The following is an 18,988-nucleotide window of genomic DNA, read 5'->3' as shown; positions in this document are numbered from 1 at the left end:
CGTTGCGTGCCGCTCGCTCACACTCGCTATTCATTGCCGCCGGTCAGCACTTCGCCACGTCGGCCTTGACTCCCGCAATTTTCCTGCGGGGTGAACGGTTACGTTTTTTGTTCATGGCACCATTCTCTCAAATGTTGGTGCCTCCACAAAATCCGGTGTGGTTCACGGAGTTGATGAAGATGAAGTAGCGTAAAAGGTGCGGACAACGGACCGGACTAGGTTATTACGAAGTATCGTTATATGCTTGCCGTCCACCGCGGAGTCGGTACAGCGTATCGTCAATACGCATTCTTCTGCTAAAAGATACGTGCCGGCGGAGGTTGAACCTCGTTCAGGCGCTGTTGTAGGCTCCTATTTTCTTCGGCTAGCTCCAAGATACGCCTGCCCGCACTGATTAACTTGGACGCCATTTCATCCCTTTGCTTAATAGCATCTTCCATGCGCTGCTGTATGGAGCGGTTGGCGGTACGACGCTTCTTTGTCTTCTGCGCGGCCGATTCGACATTTGCTTGATGAATTTCAGAGTACGCCTGAATCTCTCTAATAAGTGCAGGGAACCGGGCTTTCTTTAGGGCAGACGGATCGCATCCGGCCTCCCGAGCCACATTGTTTTGGGTGACTGGCGTTCCTGGCGTCAATACCTTCGGTGCGTCGGCCTTTAAGCGCTCGAAGGCTTGGCGGAAGCGCTCTTCCGCGCTTAGTGATCCATTATGCTGAGATGACATTGAAGTAATTCTCCATGGCTTTGCGCTCTGCGGCGAGGGCTTGATATCGCGGTGACTCAGGGGTGTACCGTTTCATTTCTTCTGCATTGCGGCGGTAATCTGCACGTACCTGCGGTTCTTTGGCGCGGTCGTATAGGACATCGACGCAAGGCTTGGCGGAATCCGCGCCGGCGCAACGAGCAACCGATTCGATTCCACCGTACTCGCATACCCCGGCTTTCATGCAACCACCAAGACGGTGCTCGCGGAATGTAACTGTTCCCTTCTTGACCATCATTGCGAGGTCTTTCATGTCCTTGGCGCCTAGCACGTTCACGGCAAGCACCTCTCTATTTCCTCCCACATGAGGTGACACGAATCTATCGTCGTTGACGGCAGACTTAATCAGCGCCGCTTGTGCCTGGTACATCGCCAACACAACGGCCTTCTCCACCTCTTTATTAAAATGCAGGCGGCCGTGATGACGCCCATAGTAAAGCGGCATCAACCGCGACGAATGTTTCATTTGCTGTTGCATCGTGCTATCTGAGATGATTCCTGAAGCGAACATGTTGACAGCCCCCGTGCGTCGATATTGGTGCCAACCCAATGGCCAAACCTTCCCAACAGCAAACTTATCTTCCTGTAGGTTTGGCGTAAGTCTTCGGGCCACTTCCAAGTCCTCAGTAGTGATCCTTATCTGGTCAGGATCGAGCAACAAGGTGTAATACTGCATCGTCTGCGAAAGCGAAGCGGGATGTCCACGAACATTGTATCGGCGGGCGTGACCGCACGCAGATCCCCAAGGCTCCGTCGCTGTGCTTGCTAAATAGGGATCGTCCTGATCCGCCGGAGAAGGTCTAATACTGGGATTCCCCTGATCGCACACCATCCTCAGTTGCGCCATAGTCGTGAGCGCTTGAATTGCCGGTTCGACGCTGGGACTAGCCACCCAACGCGCATCCGCGTCTGGGTCTGTCTTGGTCGTTTCGCCGCAGATGATTGGTACTCGTCCGAGCTTTTCATCCTCTTCCCATTGCAGGCAACTGGTTCGAAGCGTGGATAGCTCCTTGCTTCGCTGTAAAGTGAAGTTGGCGATGTACATCATTCCAGCACAGGTTACGAGTGAGAAGTAGGTGGAGAAGTCGCTCACCGTCAGTTCTTCGGATCGAGGAACGACCCATTTGCTCAACAAGTCGGCAATGCCGAAGCGCGCGGCAATTTCGGGGAAGGTTCCAATGTACCGGTAATTCTTTCGGTATCGTGCATTAAGATTGAATGGGCTACCACTAATCGTGCCTCCTGTCTTCAACGATGCCTCCAGCGATCCGTAATACTCAATGTAGGAGTCCAGACAGAACCGGAAACATGATTCGATTTTCTCGCGATGCCCAATGAAATCCGTCAGACACTCATGTAGACGCTTGACCTGGTAGGTCCATATGCGCGGCGGAATGTAAGGCGTCTGCACTAACTCGTGGTCAGGAGCAACCTCTGCCAGCCGCTTTAATCCATTTTGGTCAATTATTGTAAAGCCGATACTACTTCGGCCGTCATAAAGCCGGTGGAGGTACATGATCGCGGTACCGTATGAGCTTTGCGCCATGACACCGGGCACTTGCTCAAACACCTTCGGAAACTGCATCAGTTGGGCTGCGCTGATACCATTGCGAGTGCACAAGTCAACTATGGGCTTGATCGTGCTGTAAATTTTCATGAACGTGGTTACCTTTTGCGCTGACCGCGACCCCCAGATGAACCATGCCGCAATCATTCTTAACAGTTCAGCGTTTTCATCATCAATGGTCTCCTCTGAGAGGGGACCATCCTCACTGAATTTTATACTGGTCGGGTAGCCGGCCCACGGAGTCAAGTCCCATCTTGAGTCACTCCAGCGCGATACAACCGCGCCCTGTGCGTCTATAACCACTGGCCAGTCGAACGAGGGAGGCCATGATGGTATGCGGTAATTGTTCGACGCTGACGTCACGAGATCGGTCTGGATGCCAAACGTGAATTCTCTAAGATTGCCAGTTTTCATGCGGACGACACCTCTATGGCTTCGATTAAATATGACCACTGATCGTGGTAGTGTCCTTCTTCCACGCGGGCAAGCGCTTCTACCACCCAGTCGCGCCGCATACCATTAGACTCGCGGAACCAGGTCATTTTTTCGCTTATCCTTTCAATCGTGTGCTCGGCAGGGTGAGTGACTTTGCTGTTTCTATCCAGAGGCTGCCGGCTCAATTCAAGGATTTTCAGGTGTCGAAAGCAGGCAAGCGACCACACATATTCAAGCGAGTCGAGGTCACGGTGATGGCAGCACCATAAACACCCAGATGGATTCCTGCAGTTCGGGTCGACGGCCGTGTCGGGCTTATTCTTAAACACCTTCGGTTTCCCATTGCACTCACCAGGAGCAACAGCGACGAATAGATCGGAGCCAGCCAGCACCGGATCGTTCTTCTGATGAAAGTGCGTGACTTCATTAATCGCACGCTGCAGCGATGGCACTTCGTAATCCTTTATCAAAGTTTGCTTGGAATGCTGCGACATGCCGGCCGTCATGTCCGGATCACCGCTGCGCCTCAACAGCCAATTCACACGGACTCCGCGCAGTGCACTTGGGGGCGTCCATGCTACGCTCGCCTGCTCGCAAGCACTCTTGATGGACGAGAAGGCGATGTAAGAATCGTTGCGCACCCCAGATGCCCTGATAATTGGGAAGAGTCGTTCTTCCGAAGGGAAGATATCCCTTCGCCACGCAAGATATCTTTCGAAATGGGGCCGGTATTCACTAAAGATTTCGAACAGCACTTCACCGCCGCGCCTGTGCTTATAATCCCGCACTTTGTATCCGTCGATGTCGCTCGAATACGCAAAGTGCCTTAATCGCAGTCCTTGGGCCTGCGACATGTTCATGCCAGTCTGTCCGATAAACATCAGCATCTCCGCCATGATCCGGAAATTGATTAAGGTTACGCGGTGGCTGTAGTTCAATGATCGGTCGTCTGCATATACGCATGCACGTTTCTGCAATCTGGACAGATAATTCCGATGCACAGGATGCTCCAGGTGCATAACTGGTCCTCGACCTTTAAATGCAATTTCTCCGCCCTGCTGCATAGGGATACGCACCGGGGGATAACTCTCCCAAATCACGCTAAGCGGTGTGCCGTCACAAATATCTTGCAGCAAGCGGCCAAACGCAAATGTTCGATGCAAGCTCTGCTTCTCTGCAACGATGTCTTGCGGCGTTTTTCGCTTGCGAGGGTTCCTGATTCTTGTAGCTCCTACAATAGGGCTTAATCGTTCGAGGATACAATCCAGAATTCTGCCTACGGCTGTTGCGTACGTGTAGGCGGTAAGCTCAGCCAAGTCTTTTTTTATCTTCGACCGATGCCATAAATTCTCGACCCAGGCAGCATATGTCCGCTCTACCTCGGCAATGCTCAGGACGGCTCCGGAAGTATCTCCCCAGACAAAAAATAAGAACAGATACGAGATCTGAACTTTGGCTGTCTCAACACTCCCGCCACCAGCAATATCTCCATTGATTAAGTCATATATACGCTGCACCAGTTCGAAGCGATCTGGCAGCACTTTGCCCAGCGATCCATCCTGGATGGCTTTGTTTGCCTTAGTCACCTTAACGGATGCACCGCCTTTGTATAGCAACCTGTTAAGGCTGAGGGGCGTCTCTTTTTTGCCAACCGGGATCGATGTAAATGTTAGGTCGCGCTGCCGCAGATTGTCACGCATGATATTGGGTCCAGTCGCGTTTCAATAGGCCGGAAAAAGCTTGGCTGAATTCCTTGGCCATCTGTGCTTTTATGGGAGCCTCTTCAAGGAAGCGTACATAGAGGAATGTTGTCCTCTCATGCCTGTGCAACATGGTCTGTTTCACAAACTCGACGGCGACTTTTGGACCGGCCACACTTATTGCAACACCCATCAGCCACGTTCCAAATGTGGCGCGTGTTTGATGAAACTTAAAACTGTGCATAAATCGTAGTCCGTCAGCAACGGCATTTCGCCGCAAGTCTGTCATCAGCCGATTGAAAGTGCTGGACACGTACGGATTGCCCCGACTTGTCAGGAACAACAGTCCACGATTGGGCTCGCTTGCCAGATCCTGCCGCCTGAGCCGCTGCATGGAGTAGGAGTACTCTTTAAGATTGTCGATGAGGAATTTCGGAACCATCAATTCGCCAGACACATCGAACTTCGTCCGCACACCCGTTCCGGGGCCAACTCGCAAGCGGTAGGTGCCAGGAGTTTGAACGTCCGGGTATGCTGTTTCAATATTCTTGACGCCAAGACTGGTAATAGTGTCGATTCGTGCTCCAGCGAGAATGCCTAGGGAGAGCATTAAGTGCAGTTCCCGCAGATTTTGTTCTTGGGTGAACTTCATCAACTTCGCAACGTCTTCAGTTCGTAACGGCGTGAGGCCATCCTCAAGGTGCAGCCCGTTTCGCTTCCGGTTGGGGATGGCAAGCTCGGATGACAGCCGCATGATTGCTCGCTCAAAGCCAACAGAGTCATGGTAGCGGATCACTGTCATACGGTCCTTCCACAGAGGTGAACTCTTCGCTATGAGTCCATAGGCCTGAACGTGACGATAAAACTGGATGACTGCCGCCATCCGAGCCGTTGTTGTGCCGGGCGAGAGACCTCCCGTTCGGTCGCGCTGATCAATCAAATAGCCACGAAACCGCACTACCGATCGGTCATCCCTGCGCACCGGGAAATGACGCCAGTCAAGGCCCTCAGATTCCAGCCAATTCGCGTAAGCTGCCAAGTGCTTCATTAGCGCCAGAGCGGTCTTAGTGGACTGTCCTTGATTGCTTAAAACTTTTTCTATTGAAAAATGGTTCGCTTCGGACCAGGGTTCGCCATTACTCCAAAAAATCGTCGGAAGCCCTTTAATAGGGCGACCCAACTTATCAGGGACGAATTGGAGAGCGTCGCCGTCGATTTCCTCGCGCCACGGGGTATAGTCTATGAATTCGAGTTGAGCCACAGGAGTGCATTTTCAAGACGTCAATGTCCATACGTTAGTGCATTCGTGGTTGAGTGTCCATACACTTCTACTCGCCGGTAGCGCGTATCATGATGGGGACTGGGATGCAAAGGACGGCAAGATGCTGGTCTTGCGCAAGACTTCCCGGTGGATGTGCGGCAACTGCGTGCGCGTGCGCGAAGCACGCATCGCATCTAACGCTGCTTCTAAATAATGCCATTGGAGAGAGACGATGAAGCCAAAAAACGCAATGCCTGCGAGTACCCCGGACGGTTTCATCAACGTGGCGGTGAGCAAGAGCACGAGACAAGGCCTTCATCACCTGAAGGAGTCCATGGGGGCCGCCAGCCAGGCGGAAGTCGTCGAACGTCTGGTAAGGATGGCGCTGGCCATCGAAAAGGCAGCAAAATAACGTGATCGGACCCGCCAATCGGCTCACATGCTGACTGCTGTCCTTACCGGTGCTGAGAGCCGGGTTCTCGCGCGAGACGTTCTCCGTACTGATGGGCCATTTTCATGCCCAGGGTGCGGGCAGGAAGTCATCGCCAAGAAAGGCGAGAAGAAGGTCCACCACTTTGCCCATAAGACTGCCGTGGAGTGCGCGTGGGGCCGTGGAGAATCCGAGGAACACCGCCAGTGCAAGCAGGCGATCTTTGATGCGCTCACAGGCGTTTCGCACGTGGAGAACCTCGAACTGGAAAAGGACTTCGGCGCGGTGGTGGCCGACGTCTATGCCGAGATCCGCGGCGCGAAAGTCGCCATCGAGGTTCAGCGCAGTAATCTGTCCGACATCGCGATCGCCGAGCGCACCCGTGCCTATGACCGTCTGGGCATCTTCGTACTCTGGCTCGCCCTGAACCCACCTTCGCACGGTGAACGCTTCAATCCGGCCGCGTGGCAGAAATGGCTGCATGCGGCGTATTTCGGGCGCGTGTTTTACTGGGTCGAGGGTGCGCAAATCGTCCAGGTTCACTTTGATGCCTATACCGAGCAGCGGGGCGGACAAGTGTATTTCCAGAAGGGCGGAATCGAGCGGGAGTCCACCGTCTTCAACAAGTTCTTCAAGCAGGCCCGCACCACGAACCGGGGCCCGGTATTGGATTTGGCGAGCAGCTTTTATCCGACTGCGCAGCCCGGCCTGCAGATGGGCGGCATCACCGTTCCCCGATGCCGTCTTTTCAGCAGCAAGACACCGCGCTGGTGGACTTGAACGAGCTCAAAGCAGGGCGCGGGCGACGCACTTGCGGCGCCTCATTGATATCGCAGCTTGGCGACAAGTCAGCGCAACAAAGAAATGAATTTGCCCAGTGATGCCAGCACATAGGCGTCCTGCCGGTCGAATTGCTTTTGCCTGTCATCCGACATCGCCCAGATCGCCATGTCCGCCTTTTCGGCGTCCTCGAAATGGATTGGCACCACAAGCGCTTCCTGAACGAACGTCGTTTCCCGTTGCATCCAGGCGAATCGGCGGGCTGGATAACGAAACAACTGGATGGCGTTCTCCGCCATCGCATAGCCACATGGCGTTTGATCGGTCAGGTAACGCGATCCCTGCGCATAGACTGCCCGGCCGACCACGCATTCGCTGACAAGCGTGTCCTCATCCACCAGAACGCTGACGCCGGCCGCGGTACAGGACAGAAGGGTCATGGCCGAGCGACAGGTTGCCTCCAGGAGCGCGGACCAGCCGTTTGGCGCCTGTTCGGCAATCACCGGCAGCATGGCGTCCAGGGACAAACAGCTCAGCGGGCGATCGATCCGCATCACAAGGTCAGCGGTATGCACCGCGTCATCGAGCGTCAATGGCGCTAAGGTCATGAAGTCGTCTCCAGGCAGTGTTGCTCTACCAGTTTCATCAGCTGCCGGTACCGGACCGGCTTGCCAACCTTTTCCTTCGCCCAGTCAGGCATGGTGATGTGCTCGGCAATCGCCGACAGCATGATGATTGGCGTGTTCGCAAACACATCGGGAAGCTCGGTGCGCAGCGCCTCGATGAACTGGATGCCATCCATTACCGGCATCAGGATGTCCAGCAGGATCAGTCCAATGTCCGGGGTGACATGCAGCACCTCCAGCGCTTGCTTACCGTCGAAGGCGGCAATACCAACGAACTTGTTCAGGTCCAGGAAGTCGATCAGGCTCTCGCTCAGAAGCGAGTTGTCATCGACCACGAGAACTTTCTTCTTGCCCATCTTTTCTCCGGCAGCGCAGGCTGTTTGCCTGCATCAAGGTTTATAGATGCCGCTGCCCACGACCAGGTTGTCCACCTTTTCCACGTAACCCGACTTGCGCTCGACCGCCTTGGTCACCGGGTTGGGCCATTTGTAGTCTACCCAACCCTTGCCCTTGGTGTTGGCCACATCGATGAAGCTCTTGATGATGGGCGTGCCGTCGTTGTCCTTCATGTCCATGAGGTTCTTGCCGACCATCTTCGGATTGTTGCCGTGGGCGACCGCGACGCCGTTCATGTCGTAGACGTAGATGTACAGGTCACGGTCATGGAAATCCTTGTTGGCCGGATCGGCAAAGTCGGCGAAGGCTTTGTCTTTGCCGTTGGCCTTGATGGCGGCAACCGCCTTCTTCACCATCGCCACCGCATCGTCCGCGCTGGCGCGGTCCGAGGCCAGGGCCGACCCGGTCACGGTTGCAAACATCGCAGCAGCTGCAAGCATTGTCATCCAACGTTTCATGGTCATCTCCTTTGTGGGTGAGCGTCGGGCGCTCTGGACTTGTGCCGCCTTTCGGCAGCGGGAATGTCGAACAAGGAAAATCACGTAATCAGGACGATTTGCAGCCGATGGGGCGCAATGGGGCGGGCAGGGCGCGCCGCATCAAGGACGGGCTTGAAGTTCACACGTATCTCCCAGGCTGCGGCATTATTGTTTGTGGCGTGCAAACAGGCGCAGGACAACGGCGGTAAGGGAGACGAATCAGAAAGACCTGTGCGTCGATTAGGCGCGCACGGTGAACACAACTCGGGCCCCGTTGCCCGTTGCCTGCGGCGGTGCAAGCGATGAATCTAAGTTACTCCCACCTTTGCCGCAAAGCAAGTCAGTTAGAAGGATCATTCGACGTTTGTCCATGCGACTTGATTGAATATGAAAAACGCGTTGGACAAATCACACTCTTGGTTCAAGATTTTTACCTTCTCGCGAAAAAAGTGCACCAGTCATGGGCGTTGACCGATTTAAGATGAATACTGTTGGTATCGGACTGCGTGATATTGCGGATTGTTTGGAACTTAACTTCCTCTGCATAATTCGCACACATGTTGGCAGGTCCTTGGCTGCAACGACGCTGCGGGACCAACACGGCGCGTCGTCTGCGCATCTGCCAGCGTGGAAATGTCTCCTCTAACCACTCCTGTGGGTTGGAGTTCGCCCGCTCCCCGGCGGGCTTTTTTTGCCTGGATACTGGACTAACGATGGTTTGGAATTCCTTGCCGCGCAAGACAATACATGGACTGCCCTACGAGCTCGGTCCCCAGATCGGGACGTCAGGGCCCTATGCCATTCCCGACTGGATCGACTGGAACGGCGCGCGATACTGGTTCCGTGGCGTGACCTCGGCCGCGGTGGACCGCGTGATCATCGAAGGAAAGACGCTGATCATGCCGCCAAACTTGTCCTTCAGCTGCGACATGCAGCCTGCCTAACGATCTTGAGCGTTGAGGTTAGCGTGCCGAGTTTTTCGGAGTTCCGCGCGTTCTCGTCCCGGCTGACGCTGGCGCTTGGCGTCAAGGGCGTCGCAGCGCGCCCGCGCGCTTTGGCAAAGTTGTTCAATGGCGCCGCGGCCAGCACCAACGTCACGGAAGCAGCAACCCGCAAATGGTTGCGTGGCGAGGCCATCCCGACGCAGGACAAGATCCAGGTACTGGCGGCGCTTCTGGACGTGTCACCCACATGGCTGCGCTTCGGGCACGGTCCGGTGACGGTCGATGCCCATTCGACGGAACTGTCCGACGAGGAATGGACGCTGGTACGGGCGTATCGTCTGCTGGATGAGCAGCGCCGCAAGGCGGTCCTGTCGAGTCTGCTGCAGGGCTGAGACAATTTTTTCGCGCAAAATCGAAAATCATTATTTCAAAATCGCGTTTTTGCAGACAATGGGTGGATGGCTCAACACCAGATCACTTTTGTCTATGGTTTGCTGGCGCCGGATACGCCGGAGCTGGTCGACGCCCACCTCAATGAGCGCAACGCCCTGTGGAACCGGCTCATCAACCGGCACCAGGCGACGCAGACAGCGTTTGAGGCCCACCTCAAACAGGAATTTCCGCACGTCGCCTCGGGACAGGCGCAGCTGGCGCAAGAGCGCATGGCACTGGCTATCGCGGTCAAGGACAAGGTGCCGGACCTGCAGGAGCGCAAGCAAAGGATCAAGGAGCAGTACGACAGCCTGCGCGCGCTGATCGATGCCACGCCGGCGATCGCAGCCCTGTCCCAGCAACACTCCCAAACGCTTTTCGAGCTGGCCAATCAGGACATCAAGGCGTCCTTTCTCTGGTGGCCGAACCACGAAACGCTGATGCGCGAATTCATCCAGGCGCGCGCCAGGTCGCTGTCGAAGCGGATGCCGCTGGGATACCGGGCGGTTGCTGGCGAGGGATCGCTGTACGTCACGTTTAAGCGGCCGGTACCAGTCCTCCATCTGTTCGGCAAATGCCCAACGGTTGCAATCGTCGGGGAGGGCCGCAGGCGCGAGCTTAAGCTTACGGTGGCCACCAATGGCCGGTGCCGCGCCGACAAGCAGTTTGCGACATTTCCCCTTATTTACCACCGCCCGTTGCCTGAGGGTGCCCTGGTCAGGCAGGTGCGGCTGGTATGCCGCCGCGTCGGATCGCAGCGCAAATACGAGGCGCAATTTGTCCTGTCGGGGGCGACGCGAGTCGAGCCTCCGCCAGGAAAGAAGGTGGCGGCCGGGATGGATCTGGGATGGCGCGTGACCGAATCGGGCATGCGCGTGGCTACCATCGTGGACGAAGCAGGGGAGGGCAGGCATGTCGAACTTCCCGCTGACTGGATGCTGCGCTCGGACTATGTGGAGGACATCGACACCCAGTTGAGCGCATCCCTTGTCCCGCACATCGAGACCTTCAAGTCACTTGCGCTGACCCGCGAGACGGCATGGCTGGCACCGATGTTGAGCCGGGAACGTCCGCACGCGGCGTCGCTGGCCCTGAAAGTGCTGCAGGCCGGGCAACGTCCCGTGCCGCCGGCGATCGCGCAGTGGGTGGCGTCCGTGCGCAGCCTGGTCGAGGAACAGGCGCATCTGCGTGAGAAATTACTGGCGCAGCGGCTGGACATCTACCGCAAGGTCGTTGCCGATTGTTGCCGGAAATATCACACGCTGTCCATGGAAAAGCTCAACCTGAAGTCGTTGCAGCTGGTGCATGGCGGCGACGCGTGGATCGATCACCAGCGGCGAACGCATCGCCATCGCGCCGCCCTGTCGATCCTGATCCGGTTGTTTAAGGAAGCGGCGCATGCCAAGCGCATTGCCTTGGCCGAGCATCCGGCGGCCTATACGACTTGCACCTGTCATGCCTGCGGTCACATCAACGAGAGCAAGCCGACGCTGGAGATCAAGTGCGCCGGTTGCGGCGTGACCTGGGACCAGGACGAGAACAGCGCAACGAATTTTTTGATCAAGATACGCCCGCGCCATGCCGCCTGAGTAGCACGGGGAGATCCACGGCGACAGGCGCTCATCGCATCGGAACGGGTCGGCCCTCAGCAGGGATCGGCCCGTTTCTCATTCATTAGCGCGCCTGGCGACGGCCGCGCCGCCCGCAGGTCAGTTGGCGAAGTCGCCTTCCCGCTAAACATGAAATTTTGTTCGCAATCGGTAGAAATCCGGATCCCCGATGCAATATACCTCACGAAATGGGAGTGCCGGGTGCTCATTTGGGCGCCGAATGCAGGATTAATCTTCGCTGACCGGTTAAGTCAACGTGGGGTCAAGCGGCCGCAACACACCGTCAATCCGCGATCCTTTCATGGCAAAACGACATCACATTCGACGTGAATATTAGGTTCTGGAACGTCAGAAATCGCCATATTCCCTTGTGGATAAAGTCGTGCGCAGGGAAACTCCTGCCAAACAACCCCTCCTTTTGCAAAAGTGTCATTAATCGCAACGAAATAACATAAGTCTATGATTTTAAACCACCTTAAAAATATTAAGGTGGTATCCCGGGGCACGAGTGCAGAACCGCGTCTCCACGTCATTTCTGTGGATAACTCATTTAACCCATTGATTTTAAACCACCTTCAAATTTTTAAGGTGTCACCTTTAAAAATTGAAGGTGACACCTTCAAAACTTCAATGTGACACCTTCAAAATTTGAATCTCGCGACCTTCAAACCTTTAAGTTCGTCGACCTTAAAAAGGTTAAGGTCGTATACATAAACGAACATATACATCCATAAACCACTACCACCAGCACCACATCCAACCCCGTGGTCGTGGTGGTTAAGATTCGGAACAACACCGACCCAACGCCAGGAGTCGGCAAGGCGGCCTCACGTGGTGAAGGACGAATCGCAAAACCGCATCCACCAGCACCTCATGCAAGGTCTGCACAGTTTCAAAGATTTTGAAATTTTTCAATTCAATGCCGTTTTGAACGGCAACTGGCCGTCAAATTTCCCGTTTAGCAAAAAAAATTTTGCAAAAGCTGAACCGGGTGTTATATTTCGGCCATCAAGGACTTATGACATGCGGCAATATTTGCTTCACGAAGTACGTTGACGAGTTCGCGCACTATGCGCAAACACATGGGGGGCGGGGCCCGCGAACCCTTGGCAGCTGATCCCAGTTCAGTTTCCGTGCCCCCCATTTTCTCTTTCGATCTGCTGGGGCTAAGGTACTGGGAATGACCACTTCATCCGCCGACGACACGCAAAAATTCAAGGGAAAGCGGTCCCCGTCGGCAATGAGGAACGGCCTGCTGGCAAGTTTCCGCCGCGGCTTTTATACACCTCACCGGCTGCTCGCCCACTTCAAGGGCGATGGCATGCTAGCGATCTTCATGACCCAGCTCGAGTACTGGTTCGAGAAAAAGCCCAACGGATTCTACAAGTTTCAAAGCAAGGCATCGCACGCGCTCTACAAGAATGGCCAGTCATGGCAGGAAGAACTTGGCGGCTTGTCGGAGCACCGTGTGCGCACGTTGTTCCTGGAAATCGGCGTCAGGTACACTGACAAGAGCTCGTTGCAGAAGGCAAAAGAAAGCGGCGATCTTTTCAATGGGAAGTACTACGCCTGCTATGTCAATCGAGCCACAAATGTAACGACCTACTATCGCAATCATGCGCTCGTGGATGAGTTTCTTTACGACCTCATGACCGCCGGCGACGGCGATGAGGATGACGAGCCGCAGTTGGACGATGATGTTTCTGCGATGTTTGCGGAGTACCACCAAGCCACGAGCGGGAAAGAGGAAAAGCCGGATCGCCCTTCGGTACACCACAAATCGGAACCCAGGGACGAGACATCGGGCGCGGCGCCTGATGAGTGCGATGTACCCCCTTCACCAGGACAATCGGCCAGTGACGCTGGTGCCAACGAGTCCAAAGCAGCGGCCCTCAATGCAGAACTGGACACGCTTTTCTTCCCGGCGCTGTCGCAGGCGGAACTTGCGCTGATTCGGGAAGAGATCAAAACGTGTGAACCTGAGTATCGGCAAAAGGTTCTCGACGAGGTTGAAGGACAGCGCCGATCCAGCCGCGGTTTTACGAAGAGTGCGTTGAGGTTCACGCGCTACCTTATCGAAGCGGTGGAGAACAACCAGTTCAGGGAAGACCTCGGTGTGCTCGTTGCAGCAGAGCGCCAGAAACGGCTGGATAGTGAAAAGGCCTTGTCGGCGGCGCGTAACGTATCACGAACGCCGATACCGCCCCCTGCCGACCTGCCGATGGATAGATATTCGCCCAAGCTTCGCACCATTTTGGCTTCGCGCGTCGGCGATGCAGAACGAGAAAGCAAGCCCGTTCTGGAATGATCATCCCTAGAAGAAAAAACCCCCAGCGTTAGCAGCCGGGGGTGAAAATTGTTATCTGGGAGCGACACCAAGGCAGGGAAAGAGGAGGTTCGCCTTGGTGGCACGGGCAAAGAATAGCAAAGCTCCCGCATCCGGAACAATCCCCGTCTCCCTTTGTTACGCATGACGCCGACCAACGGCGCACCGGCCGGGACAAACGGCACGAAACGGGCAAAAAACATTATTTCAAAACCGCGTTTTGTCCTATGCTCGTTGAAAATCTTCAATGAAGGGCATACATGAGCACGCAACAATCTATCGAGCTGGTCCCGGATAACGAGTTGATCGGCTATGACGATACGCAGGGACTGGCGCACCGGATCGTGCAGCTGGTCGCACTCAACATTCCTTTCTCCGACATTTTCATTTACGAAGACAAGCCGCTCATGATCAAGCGGCCGCTGGGAATCTTCGCGGTATCCGACGCGGAAGTCACCCGCGAAGAGATCGAGAGCTTGTTCGATATTCTGGAGCCGAACTGGCGCACCATCATCACCGAGCGCGCATTCGATCGCTCGCGTAACTTGAACGCGGCTCGTATCCGCGCCAACTGCTTCACCTTCAACAACCGCAAGCACCGCGGCGCCGTGATCCGGCGCTTTCCGAGCCGGCCGCTGCCGTTGGCCGAACTGGGACTGACGATCCACGCACAGCAATTCGCAACACTGGACCGCGGCCTGGTGCTGGTGATCGGCGACACCGGGCAGGGCAAATCCACGACGCTGGCTTCGCTGCTCGATCGCATCAACTCCGAGCGTAGCGGCCACATTCTGACCATCGAGGATCCGATCGAGACGGAGATTGCGTCGCGCAAGTGTTTGGTCACCCAGCGCGAGGTCGGGCTGACATCGGACTGCGCCAGCTTCTATGTTGGCGCCATGGATGCGCTGCGCGAAAAAGCGGACGTGGTCATGATCGGTGAAATTCGCGACGAGGATACCGCGCGCGAGGCGCTGGCGCTGGCTGAATCGGGTCCGCTCGTTTTTGCGTCGCTGCACGCGAAAAGCCCCGAACAAGGCCTGGCCAAGATGTCGCGTTTGTTGGGCGGCAGCGTCATGCAGTCTGAATCACTGGCGCAGGCGCTGCGCGGCGTGATCTACCAGGCGCTGGTTCCGGATATGGGCGGCAAGTTCTACCACTTGGCCAATGAGACGATCACGACCAACGCCAGCGTGGCGCAGGCGATTTCCCGTCAAGAGTTCGGCAAAATCCGGACGTTGCTCGATTCCGCCCAAGTGCAAGGCGGTTGCAACACGATGAATAGCGTCTTAATCAAACTCATGATGGAGCGCAAGATCAGCCCACAGCATGCGCTGGCGGTCAGCACGGACAAGGAAAAGATCCGTGCCGAAATCATGCGCCGCTGACCGACAATGAGGAGCCGGGAATGAGACAACACGATTGGAAAGCCGGCGACAAGGCCATCTGGCGCGGCGGAGATTCAGACCACGACCTACAACTCTTTCCGGCCGTCGTTTTGGAGCATGGTCTCGCCGATGTCAAGGTCGAGATCCTGCTGCGGCTGGGAGACAACTGGGCGCGCGAAGTGCGGCACGTGCAGGCGGCGACGCTGACCCCGCGCCGGCGCCGGGTGGCCATGCTGGACGATCCGGCTGGACTGGCAATCGAGTGATTGACTGCTGCTAGGCGGCGGTCTTCGTTTTTTCCGCGAGGTTCTGGACAGCCCGCACCAGGTCGTTTTGCATCAGGCCCATGGAGCCGACAACGGCCCGGTACAGGTCCTCTAGCACCAGCGCGAAGAGAAGCCTTCCTATCCAGATGAGCACCGGCCCGGGCGCTAGCGCCGCGACCTTGCGCCTTGGAAGCGCGTCCAGAATCCATGCCGGGACTTTCGCACCCATGTCGGCCGCCTCATGGGCATGGCTGACAAAAGCGGTGGCGAACGCCGTGTAGAACGCCTGGTCCGGAAGAGTTGCGGGCAATCGATTGCCGGCGGCTTTTCGAATACGGGCTGCAAGATCGCGCACATCGGTCACTCCCCGCGTGTCGACGACAATGGGCACGGGCACTGTCGCAGCGTTCGTCCAGGCTGGAACGCCGAAGGCGGCAAACAGGGCGACTTGAAGCAACCGGCGTCGGGGCTGGCGTGTCATGGTGATAGGTGCGGTTGAAGTTTTTCAACATTCTAGTGCTATTCTGTCTGCCGCAGGCGCTTGCCGCACCGATAGGGCGCAACGGCGATACGCATGGCAGCAATTCTTTCAAAGCAGGGGAATGAGCGTGAGTCTGGACCACTACGCGACGATGGGCATCGCCGAAACCGCTTCCGCGCAGGACATCCTGCAGGCGTATCGGCGCCTGGCCATGAAATGGCATCCTGACCGGCACTCGGGTAGCGAGAACAAGGCGTTTGCCGAGGCGGAATTCAAGAAGCTGCAACGGGCGTATGCGGTACTTGGCGACCCCAACGCGCGGGCCATCTACGACCTCGAGCGCCAGCCGGTCGATCCTTTCGAGGACATGCGACGATCCCATCGCGCCGAGCGCCCCGAGCGCGACTGGCGCGACCACCGGCCGGCCGGCGCCGACGCAAAGTGGAAAGTGACCATCACCGCCCAGCAGGCGGCAGAGGGATGCCGGGTGGAATACCCGCGCAAGTACGCCGAAGCGTGTTCTTCCTGCGATGGGCAAGGCACGACCAGAAGTTGGTGCTCAAAGTGCCATGGACGTGGCTATTCCGGCTACAGCCATTGCCCCCGGTGCAGCGGGCAGGGGTCGGTATTCGTGGACTGCGCCAACTGCGACGGCGATGGCAAGATCCACTACGAGGACCTGATGGCGATCCGTGTGCCGGCCGGGGTGATCGACGGATCCGAAATCGTTGCGCGGCGGCTGGGCAAGCCAAGTCGATATGGTGGCCATCCCGGCGATCTCCACATCACCATCAAATTGAAGGCCGAGGGCGGATGGAAGTTTTCCGGGCTGAACATCACCGGCTCGCTCAAGGTACCGTTCTCTGTCGCCATGTTCGGCGGCACCGTGAAAGTGGCATTGCCGCTTGGGCGCGTCATCGACGTGGATGTGCCGGCGCGCACCAACAGCGGCCGCAAGATCCGCCTGGCTGGCGCGGGCCTGCGCGACCAGCACGGAAACCGCGGCGACGTCGTCATGACGGTGGCCATCACGTTGCCGTCCTCCCGCAAGAAGGTGCCCGACTACATCGAGGCAGCGGTGCGGGCGCTTTACGCCGGCGAGTAGGTCAAGCTTGCGCCGACGGCGGCGCGATCAGGCCCTGCTCGTGCAGCAGACGCAGCACTGCCGATTTTCCCAGTCCCGACTGCGCGCGCTGGGCCAGTGCGAACTGCCATGGCGCGATGTCTTCCGCCATATCGATCAGCTCTTCCACGATCTGCCGCACCGGTCCTGCCTCGCCGCGCAGGATCAGGCGCGCGCGCAGCGTCTTGGCGATATCGCGCCGAATTTGAAGCGGGTGACGCCACGCGAGATCGGCCTCCTGGTCGGCGCCGACGGTAGACGCCGGCAAGGCGCGGCGCTTGGCCCGGCGTTGTGGCGCGTCATCCGCTGCCGGACTGGCGGCAGCCGGCCTCTTGCCGAAGGGATGGTCCAGTTGCAAGGACAATTCCGGAAACACCGTACCGAGCAGCGGATCGAACGACGCGTCTCGCAGGTAATACGGCTCCTGGGCGCGAATGCTCGTGCGCACCCGGTCGCGCCAGTATCGGACCGCTTCGGCGAGCTCGCCTTCCGGTTCGATTTTCCATGCCTTCATTGCCATCAGGTAGACGGTATGCCACGTGTTTGCTTCGACCGCCGCATCGTCGATGATGGCCTCGAGCGTGTTGCGCAGCGCAGCGACGTCCTGGCTGTCGGCCGCGGCGCGCAGGCGGACGAGCCGGCGCAGCACCGCGTCGTCGGCGCGATACAGCGCAGGGTTGTCCGCGCCCGGGAAGCCGTGCAGGCGCAATCCTGCCGCGGCGTGCCGGATTGCCTCAAGCACTGCATCGGTTGCATGGCCATCGTCGGCGCGGCCGGCACTGTCATCCAGTCGCGCAATGCCATCCAGATAGCGCTTGACCAGGTCGGTGACCTGCAACAGGGCGTCTTCAGCCAGTGCTTCTCGAACCGGGTGGCGTGAAGCGGTATTTTCCAGCGGCAGGGCAAGATCGGCGCCGCCGGCGGCCCAGCGTTTCGCGGAGGTAGACTGGGTGACTAGGTGCGCGAGCAGTTCGCGATGCAGGAAACCGGCATGGTCGGACAGGTCCATTTCCAGTACCGCTGCGCCGCCGGCGACGCTGGCGGGAACATCGAGCGCACGGCCGCAGATGGTTGAAACCAGCAGCACCGGTCGCGGCAGGTCATGGTGCACGAGGATGCCCGGTGCCTCGCTCGCCACCCCAAGCGGAAAAAGGGCGACTCCGGTCACGCGCAGCAGCTGGCCGTCCGGCGTGCTGAGGGTGCGCTGGCGATCGAGGATGGCGAGGATTTCCCGCTGCAGCAGCCGGTCGCGCCGCGCGGGATCCGCGGTCGAGGTTTCTCCGTCATCCCAGTCCAGCCAGAATCGCGCCTGTTCAAGTGCAGACTCTTCAGCCTGGCGCAGCAGCTGCGCTTGCTGCCAGTGGCCGATCCAGCAGCCCTGCGGTAGGAGGTCCGGCAGCCGCGCGCGCAGCATCACGGGCGGCACGGTGCCGATGTCGTCGCCCACCACCAGGGTGAGGCGCGGCACGTCCGGCGCACGGCGCGAGGTGCGCTCCAGCGTTGACACCCACAGCAGATCCAGCGCGCGCCCGTCTACAAACGTGAGCCTCACCGTCAGCGGGTCGAGCAGCGCCACACCCGAGACGTCGACCGCTTCGGACGGCAAGTCCATCTCGACCGTGTAGTGCGCACCGCTTAGCCCCGACGCCGAACCCCGCACCCGAAGCGGCGGCAACCACAGCCGGCCCTGTGCATCGAGCGGCAGGGCGACGTCGTCGGCAAGGGGCGAGGACTCAATCGGCATGGGGTGGCGAATGAAGAAGGGCGTGCAAATTCGCCGCCCAGTATAGCACCACGCCCTGAATCAACTAATAAACAAGCCATGACACCCCCTTCCCACAGCCTCTCTCCGGACTCCCTTCCTGCCGAACCGCGCCGTTGAAAAGGGCCTTCCTTTTATAAAAGGCTCACCCTTATACCAGGCTCATCCTTTTAAAAAGGCGAATCCTTTTCAAAGGCAAGGGGCGAGACCGGTCGGAC

Annotated in this window: 20 protein-coding genes; 11 read left to right on the top strand and 9 right to left on the bottom strand. The window is 57.6% G+C overall.

Annotated elements, in window-relative coordinates; translation table 11 throughout:
- A partial coding sequence (locus tag G3574_RS28135; protein ID WP_205609859.1) for a hypothetical protein occupies window positions 1–188 on the top strand: 188 nt, incomplete at its 5' end.
- A 108-nt stretch (window positions 189–296) separates the two neighbouring features.
- Here the strand turns inward: G3574_RS28135 and G3574_RS20435 are convergent.
- The 4 genes from G3574_RS20435 to G3574_RS28845 are packed head-to-tail and all read right to left on the bottom strand — an operon-like array spanning window position 297 to window position 5,727.
- Window positions 297–725, bottom strand: a complete 429-nt coding sequence (locus G3574_RS20435) for a hypothetical protein (protein ID WP_163967324.1) — start codon at window positions 723–725, stop codon at window positions 297–299.
- A complete protein-coding gene (locus G3574_RS20430; RefSeq protein WP_163967322.1) occupies window positions 709–2,745 on the bottom strand; it encodes a hypothetical protein in 2,037 nt (678 codons plus the stop codon). Before G3574_RS20430 ends, G3574_RS20435 begins: the two co-directional genes overlap by 17 nt.
- Entirely contained in the window at window positions 2,742–4,466 is a 1,725-nt protein-coding gene (locus G3574_RS20425) for a site-specific integrase (protein WP_163967320.1), read from the bottom strand. Before G3574_RS20425 ends, G3574_RS20430 begins: the two co-directional genes overlap by 4 nt.
- Complete coding sequence (locus tag G3574_RS28845) at window positions 4,459–5,727, bottom strand: tyrosine-type recombinase/integrase (protein ID WP_163967317.1); 1,269 nt, start codon at window positions 5,725–5,727, stop codon at window positions 4,459–4,461. The genes G3574_RS20425 and G3574_RS28845 overlap by 8 nt, the downstream gene beginning before the upstream one ends.
- Window positions 5,728–5,959: 232 nt before the next feature.
- Between G3574_RS28845 and G3574_RS20415 the strand changes: the two genes are divergently transcribed.
- Together G3574_RS20415 and G3574_RS20410 are read left to right on the top strand one after the other, a co-directional pair.
- Window positions 5,960–6,139: a hypothetical protein gene (locus tag G3574_RS20415; RefSeq protein ID WP_163967315.1), complete on the top strand. Its 180-nt coding sequence runs from the start codon at window positions 5,960–5,962 to the stop codon at window positions 6,137–6,139.
- A gap of 27 nt (window positions 6,140–6,166) precedes the next feature.
- Window positions 6,167–6,937: a competence protein CoiA gene (locus tag G3574_RS20410; RefSeq protein WP_163967313.1), complete on the top strand. Its 771-nt coding sequence runs from the start codon at window positions 6,167–6,169 to the stop codon at window positions 6,935–6,937.
- A 68-nt stretch (window positions 6,938–7,005) separates the two neighbouring features.
- Here the strand turns inward: G3574_RS20410 and G3574_RS20405 are convergent, their stop codons facing one another.
- Genes G3574_RS20405 through G3574_RS20395 form a run of 3 tightly spaced genes read right to left on the bottom strand, consistent with a single transcriptional unit; the run spans window position 7,006 to window position 8,405 of the window.
- On the bottom strand, window positions 7,006–7,545 hold the full coding sequence (locus tag G3574_RS20405; protein ID WP_163967311.1) for a hypothetical protein: 540 nt from the start codon (window positions 7,543–7,545) through the stop codon (window positions 7,006–7,008).
- On the bottom strand, window positions 7,542–7,919 hold the full coding sequence (locus G3574_RS20400) for a response regulator (RefSeq protein ID WP_163967309.1): 378 nt from the start codon (window positions 7,917–7,919) through the stop codon (window positions 7,542–7,544). The genes G3574_RS20405 and G3574_RS20400 overlap by 4 nt, the downstream gene beginning before the upstream one ends.
- Window positions 7,920–7,952: 33 nt before the next feature.
- Window positions 7,953–8,405: a cache domain-containing protein gene (locus G3574_RS20395; RefSeq protein ID WP_235953528.1), complete on the bottom strand. Its 453-nt coding sequence runs from the start codon at window positions 8,403–8,405 to the stop codon at window positions 7,953–7,955.
- Window positions 8,406–9,151: 746 nt separating this feature from the next.
- Here G3574_RS20395 and G3574_RS20390 point away from each other — a divergent pair.
- The 7 genes from G3574_RS20390 (at window position 9,152) to G3574_RS20360 (ending at window position 15,404) form a co-directional block, all read left to right on the top strand.
- On the top strand, window positions 9,152–9,382 hold the full coding sequence (locus G3574_RS20390) for a hypothetical protein (RefSeq protein WP_163967307.1): 231 nt from the start codon (window positions 9,152–9,154) through the stop codon (window positions 9,380–9,382).
- Window positions 9,383–9,405: 23 nt separating this feature from the next.
- The gene (locus G3574_RS20385; RefSeq protein ID WP_163967304.1) at window positions 9,406–9,774 is read left to right on the top strand and encodes a helix-turn-helix domain-containing protein; all 369 of its coding nucleotides are present in this window, start codon (window positions 9,406–9,408) and stop codon (window positions 9,772–9,774) included.
- 66 nt (window positions 9,775–9,840) lie between these two features.
- Window positions 9,841–11,403: a zinc ribbon domain-containing protein gene (locus G3574_RS20380; protein WP_163967302.1), complete on the top strand. Its 1,563-nt coding sequence runs from the start codon at window positions 9,841–9,843 to the stop codon at window positions 11,401–11,403.
- A gap of 852 nt (window positions 11,404–12,255) precedes the next feature.
- Window positions 12,256–12,480 (top strand): hypothetical protein, encoded by a 225-nt coding sequence (locus G3574_RS20375; RefSeq protein WP_163967300.1) that lies wholly within the window; start codon window positions 12,256–12,258, stop codon window positions 12,478–12,480.
- Between the two features lie 124 nt (window positions 12,481–12,604).
- Window positions 12,605–13,732 carry a hypothetical protein gene (locus G3574_RS20370; RefSeq protein ID WP_163967298.1) on the top strand — a complete coding sequence of 376 codons (1,128 nt, stop codon included), beginning with the start codon at window positions 12,605–12,607 and terminating at the stop codon, window positions 13,730–13,732.
- A gap of 278 nt (window positions 13,733–14,010) precedes the next feature.
- Window positions 14,011–15,138 carry a type IV pilus twitching motility protein PilT gene (locus G3574_RS20365; protein WP_163967296.1) on the top strand — a complete coding sequence of 376 codons (1,128 nt, stop codon included), beginning with the start codon at window positions 14,011–14,013 and terminating at the stop codon, window positions 15,136–15,138.
- A 20-nt stretch (window positions 15,139–15,158) separates the two neighbouring features.
- On the top strand, window positions 15,159–15,404 hold the full coding sequence (locus G3574_RS20360) for a hypothetical protein (RefSeq protein ID WP_163967294.1): 246 nt from the start codon (window positions 15,159–15,161) through the stop codon (window positions 15,402–15,404).
- Window positions 15,405–15,414: 10 nt separating this feature from the next.
- Here the strand turns inward: G3574_RS20360 and G3574_RS20355 are convergent, their stop codons facing one another.
- Window positions 15,415–15,885 (bottom strand): hypothetical protein, encoded by a 471-nt coding sequence (locus tag G3574_RS20355; protein ID WP_163967291.1) that lies wholly within the window; start codon window positions 15,883–15,885, stop codon window positions 15,415–15,417.
- A 121-nt stretch (window positions 15,886–16,006) separates the two neighbouring features.
- Between G3574_RS20355 and G3574_RS20350 the strand changes: the two genes are divergently transcribed.
- Window positions 16,007–16,990, top strand: a complete 984-nt coding sequence (locus G3574_RS20350) for a DnaJ C-terminal domain-containing protein (protein ID WP_163967289.1) — start codon at window positions 16,007–16,009, stop codon at window positions 16,988–16,990.
- A gap of 1 nt (window position 16,991) precedes the next feature.
- Here the strand turns inward: G3574_RS20350 and G3574_RS20345 are convergent, their stop codons facing one another.
- A complete protein-coding gene (locus G3574_RS20345; RefSeq protein ID WP_163967288.1) occupies window positions 16,992–18,752 on the bottom strand; it encodes a hypothetical protein in 1,761 nt (586 codons plus the stop codon).
- Window positions 18,753–18,988 lie beyond the last annotated feature (236 nt).

The sequence above is a fragment of the Noviherbaspirillum galbum genome (assembly GCF_010974945.1).
Classification (GTDB): Bacteria; Pseudomonadota; Gammaproteobacteria; order Burkholderiales; family Burkholderiaceae_D; genus Noviherbaspirillum; species Noviherbaspirillum galbum.
This window is presented reverse-complemented; position numbering and strand designations above follow the sequence as displayed.

What these genes read in the sequence shown, in the direction of transcription:
- G3574_RS20435 (WP_163967324.1), bottom strand. Translation starts at nt 725, where the DNA reads ATGTCATCTCAGCATAATGGATCACTAAGCGCGGAAGAGCGCTTCCGC.
- G3574_RS20430 (WP_163967322.1), bottom strand. Translation starts at nt 2,745, where the DNA reads ATGAAAACTGGCAATCTTAGAGAATTCACGTTTGGCATCCAGACCGAT.
- G3574_RS20425 (WP_163967320.1), bottom strand. Translation starts at nt 4,466, where the DNA reads ATGCGTGACAATCTGCGGCAGCGCGACCTAACATTTACATCGATCCCG.
- G3574_RS20415 (WP_163967315.1), top strand. Translation starts at nt 5,960, where the DNA reads ATGAAGCCAAAAAACGCAATGCCTGCGAGTACCCCGGACGGTTTCATC.
- G3574_RS20410 (WP_163967313.1), top strand. Translation starts at nt 6,167, where the DNA reads ATGCTGACTGCTGTCCTTACCGGTGCTGAGAGCCGGGTTCTCGCGCGA.
- G3574_RS20405 (WP_163967311.1), bottom strand. Translation starts at nt 7,545, where the DNA reads ATGACCTTAGCGCCATTGACGCTCGATGACGCGGTGCATACCGCTGAC.
- G3574_RS20400 (WP_163967309.1), bottom strand. Translation starts at nt 7,919, where the DNA reads ATGGGCAAGAAGAAAGTTCTCGTGGTCGATGACAACTCGCTTCTGAGC.
- G3574_RS20395 (WP_235953528.1), bottom strand. Translation starts at nt 8,405, where the DNA reads ATGACAATGCTTGCAGCTGCTGCGATGTTTGCAACCGTGACCGGGTCG.
- G3574_RS20390 (WP_163967307.1), top strand. Translation starts at nt 9,152, where the DNA reads ATGGTTTGGAATTCCTTGCCGCGCAAGACAATACATGGACTGCCCTAC.
- G3574_RS20380 (WP_163967302.1), top strand. Translation starts at nt 9,841, where the DNA reads ATGGCTCAACACCAGATCACTTTTGTCTATGGTTTGCTGGCGCCGGAT.
- G3574_RS20370 (WP_163967298.1), top strand. Translation starts at nt 12,605, where the DNA reads ATGACCACTTCATCCGCCGACGACACGCAAAAATTCAAGGGAAAGCGG.
- G3574_RS20365 (WP_163967296.1), top strand. Translation starts at nt 14,011, where the DNA reads ATGAGCACGCAACAATCTATCGAGCTGGTCCCGGATAACGAGTTGATC.
- G3574_RS20360 (WP_163967294.1), top strand. Translation starts at nt 15,159, where the DNA reads ATGAGACAACACGATTGGAAAGCCGGCGACAAGGCCATCTGGCGCGGC.
- G3574_RS20355 (WP_163967291.1), bottom strand. Translation starts at nt 15,885, where the DNA reads ATGACACGCCAGCCCCGACGCCGGTTGCTTCAAGTCGCCCTGTTTGCC.
- G3574_RS20350 (WP_163967289.1), top strand. Translation starts at nt 16,007, where the DNA reads ATGAGCGTGAGTCTGGACCACTACGCGACGATGGGCATCGCCGAAACC.
- G3574_RS20345 (WP_163967288.1), bottom strand. Translation starts at nt 18,752, where the DNA reads ATGCCGATTGAGTCCTCGCCCCTTGCCGACGACGTCGCCCTGCCGCTC.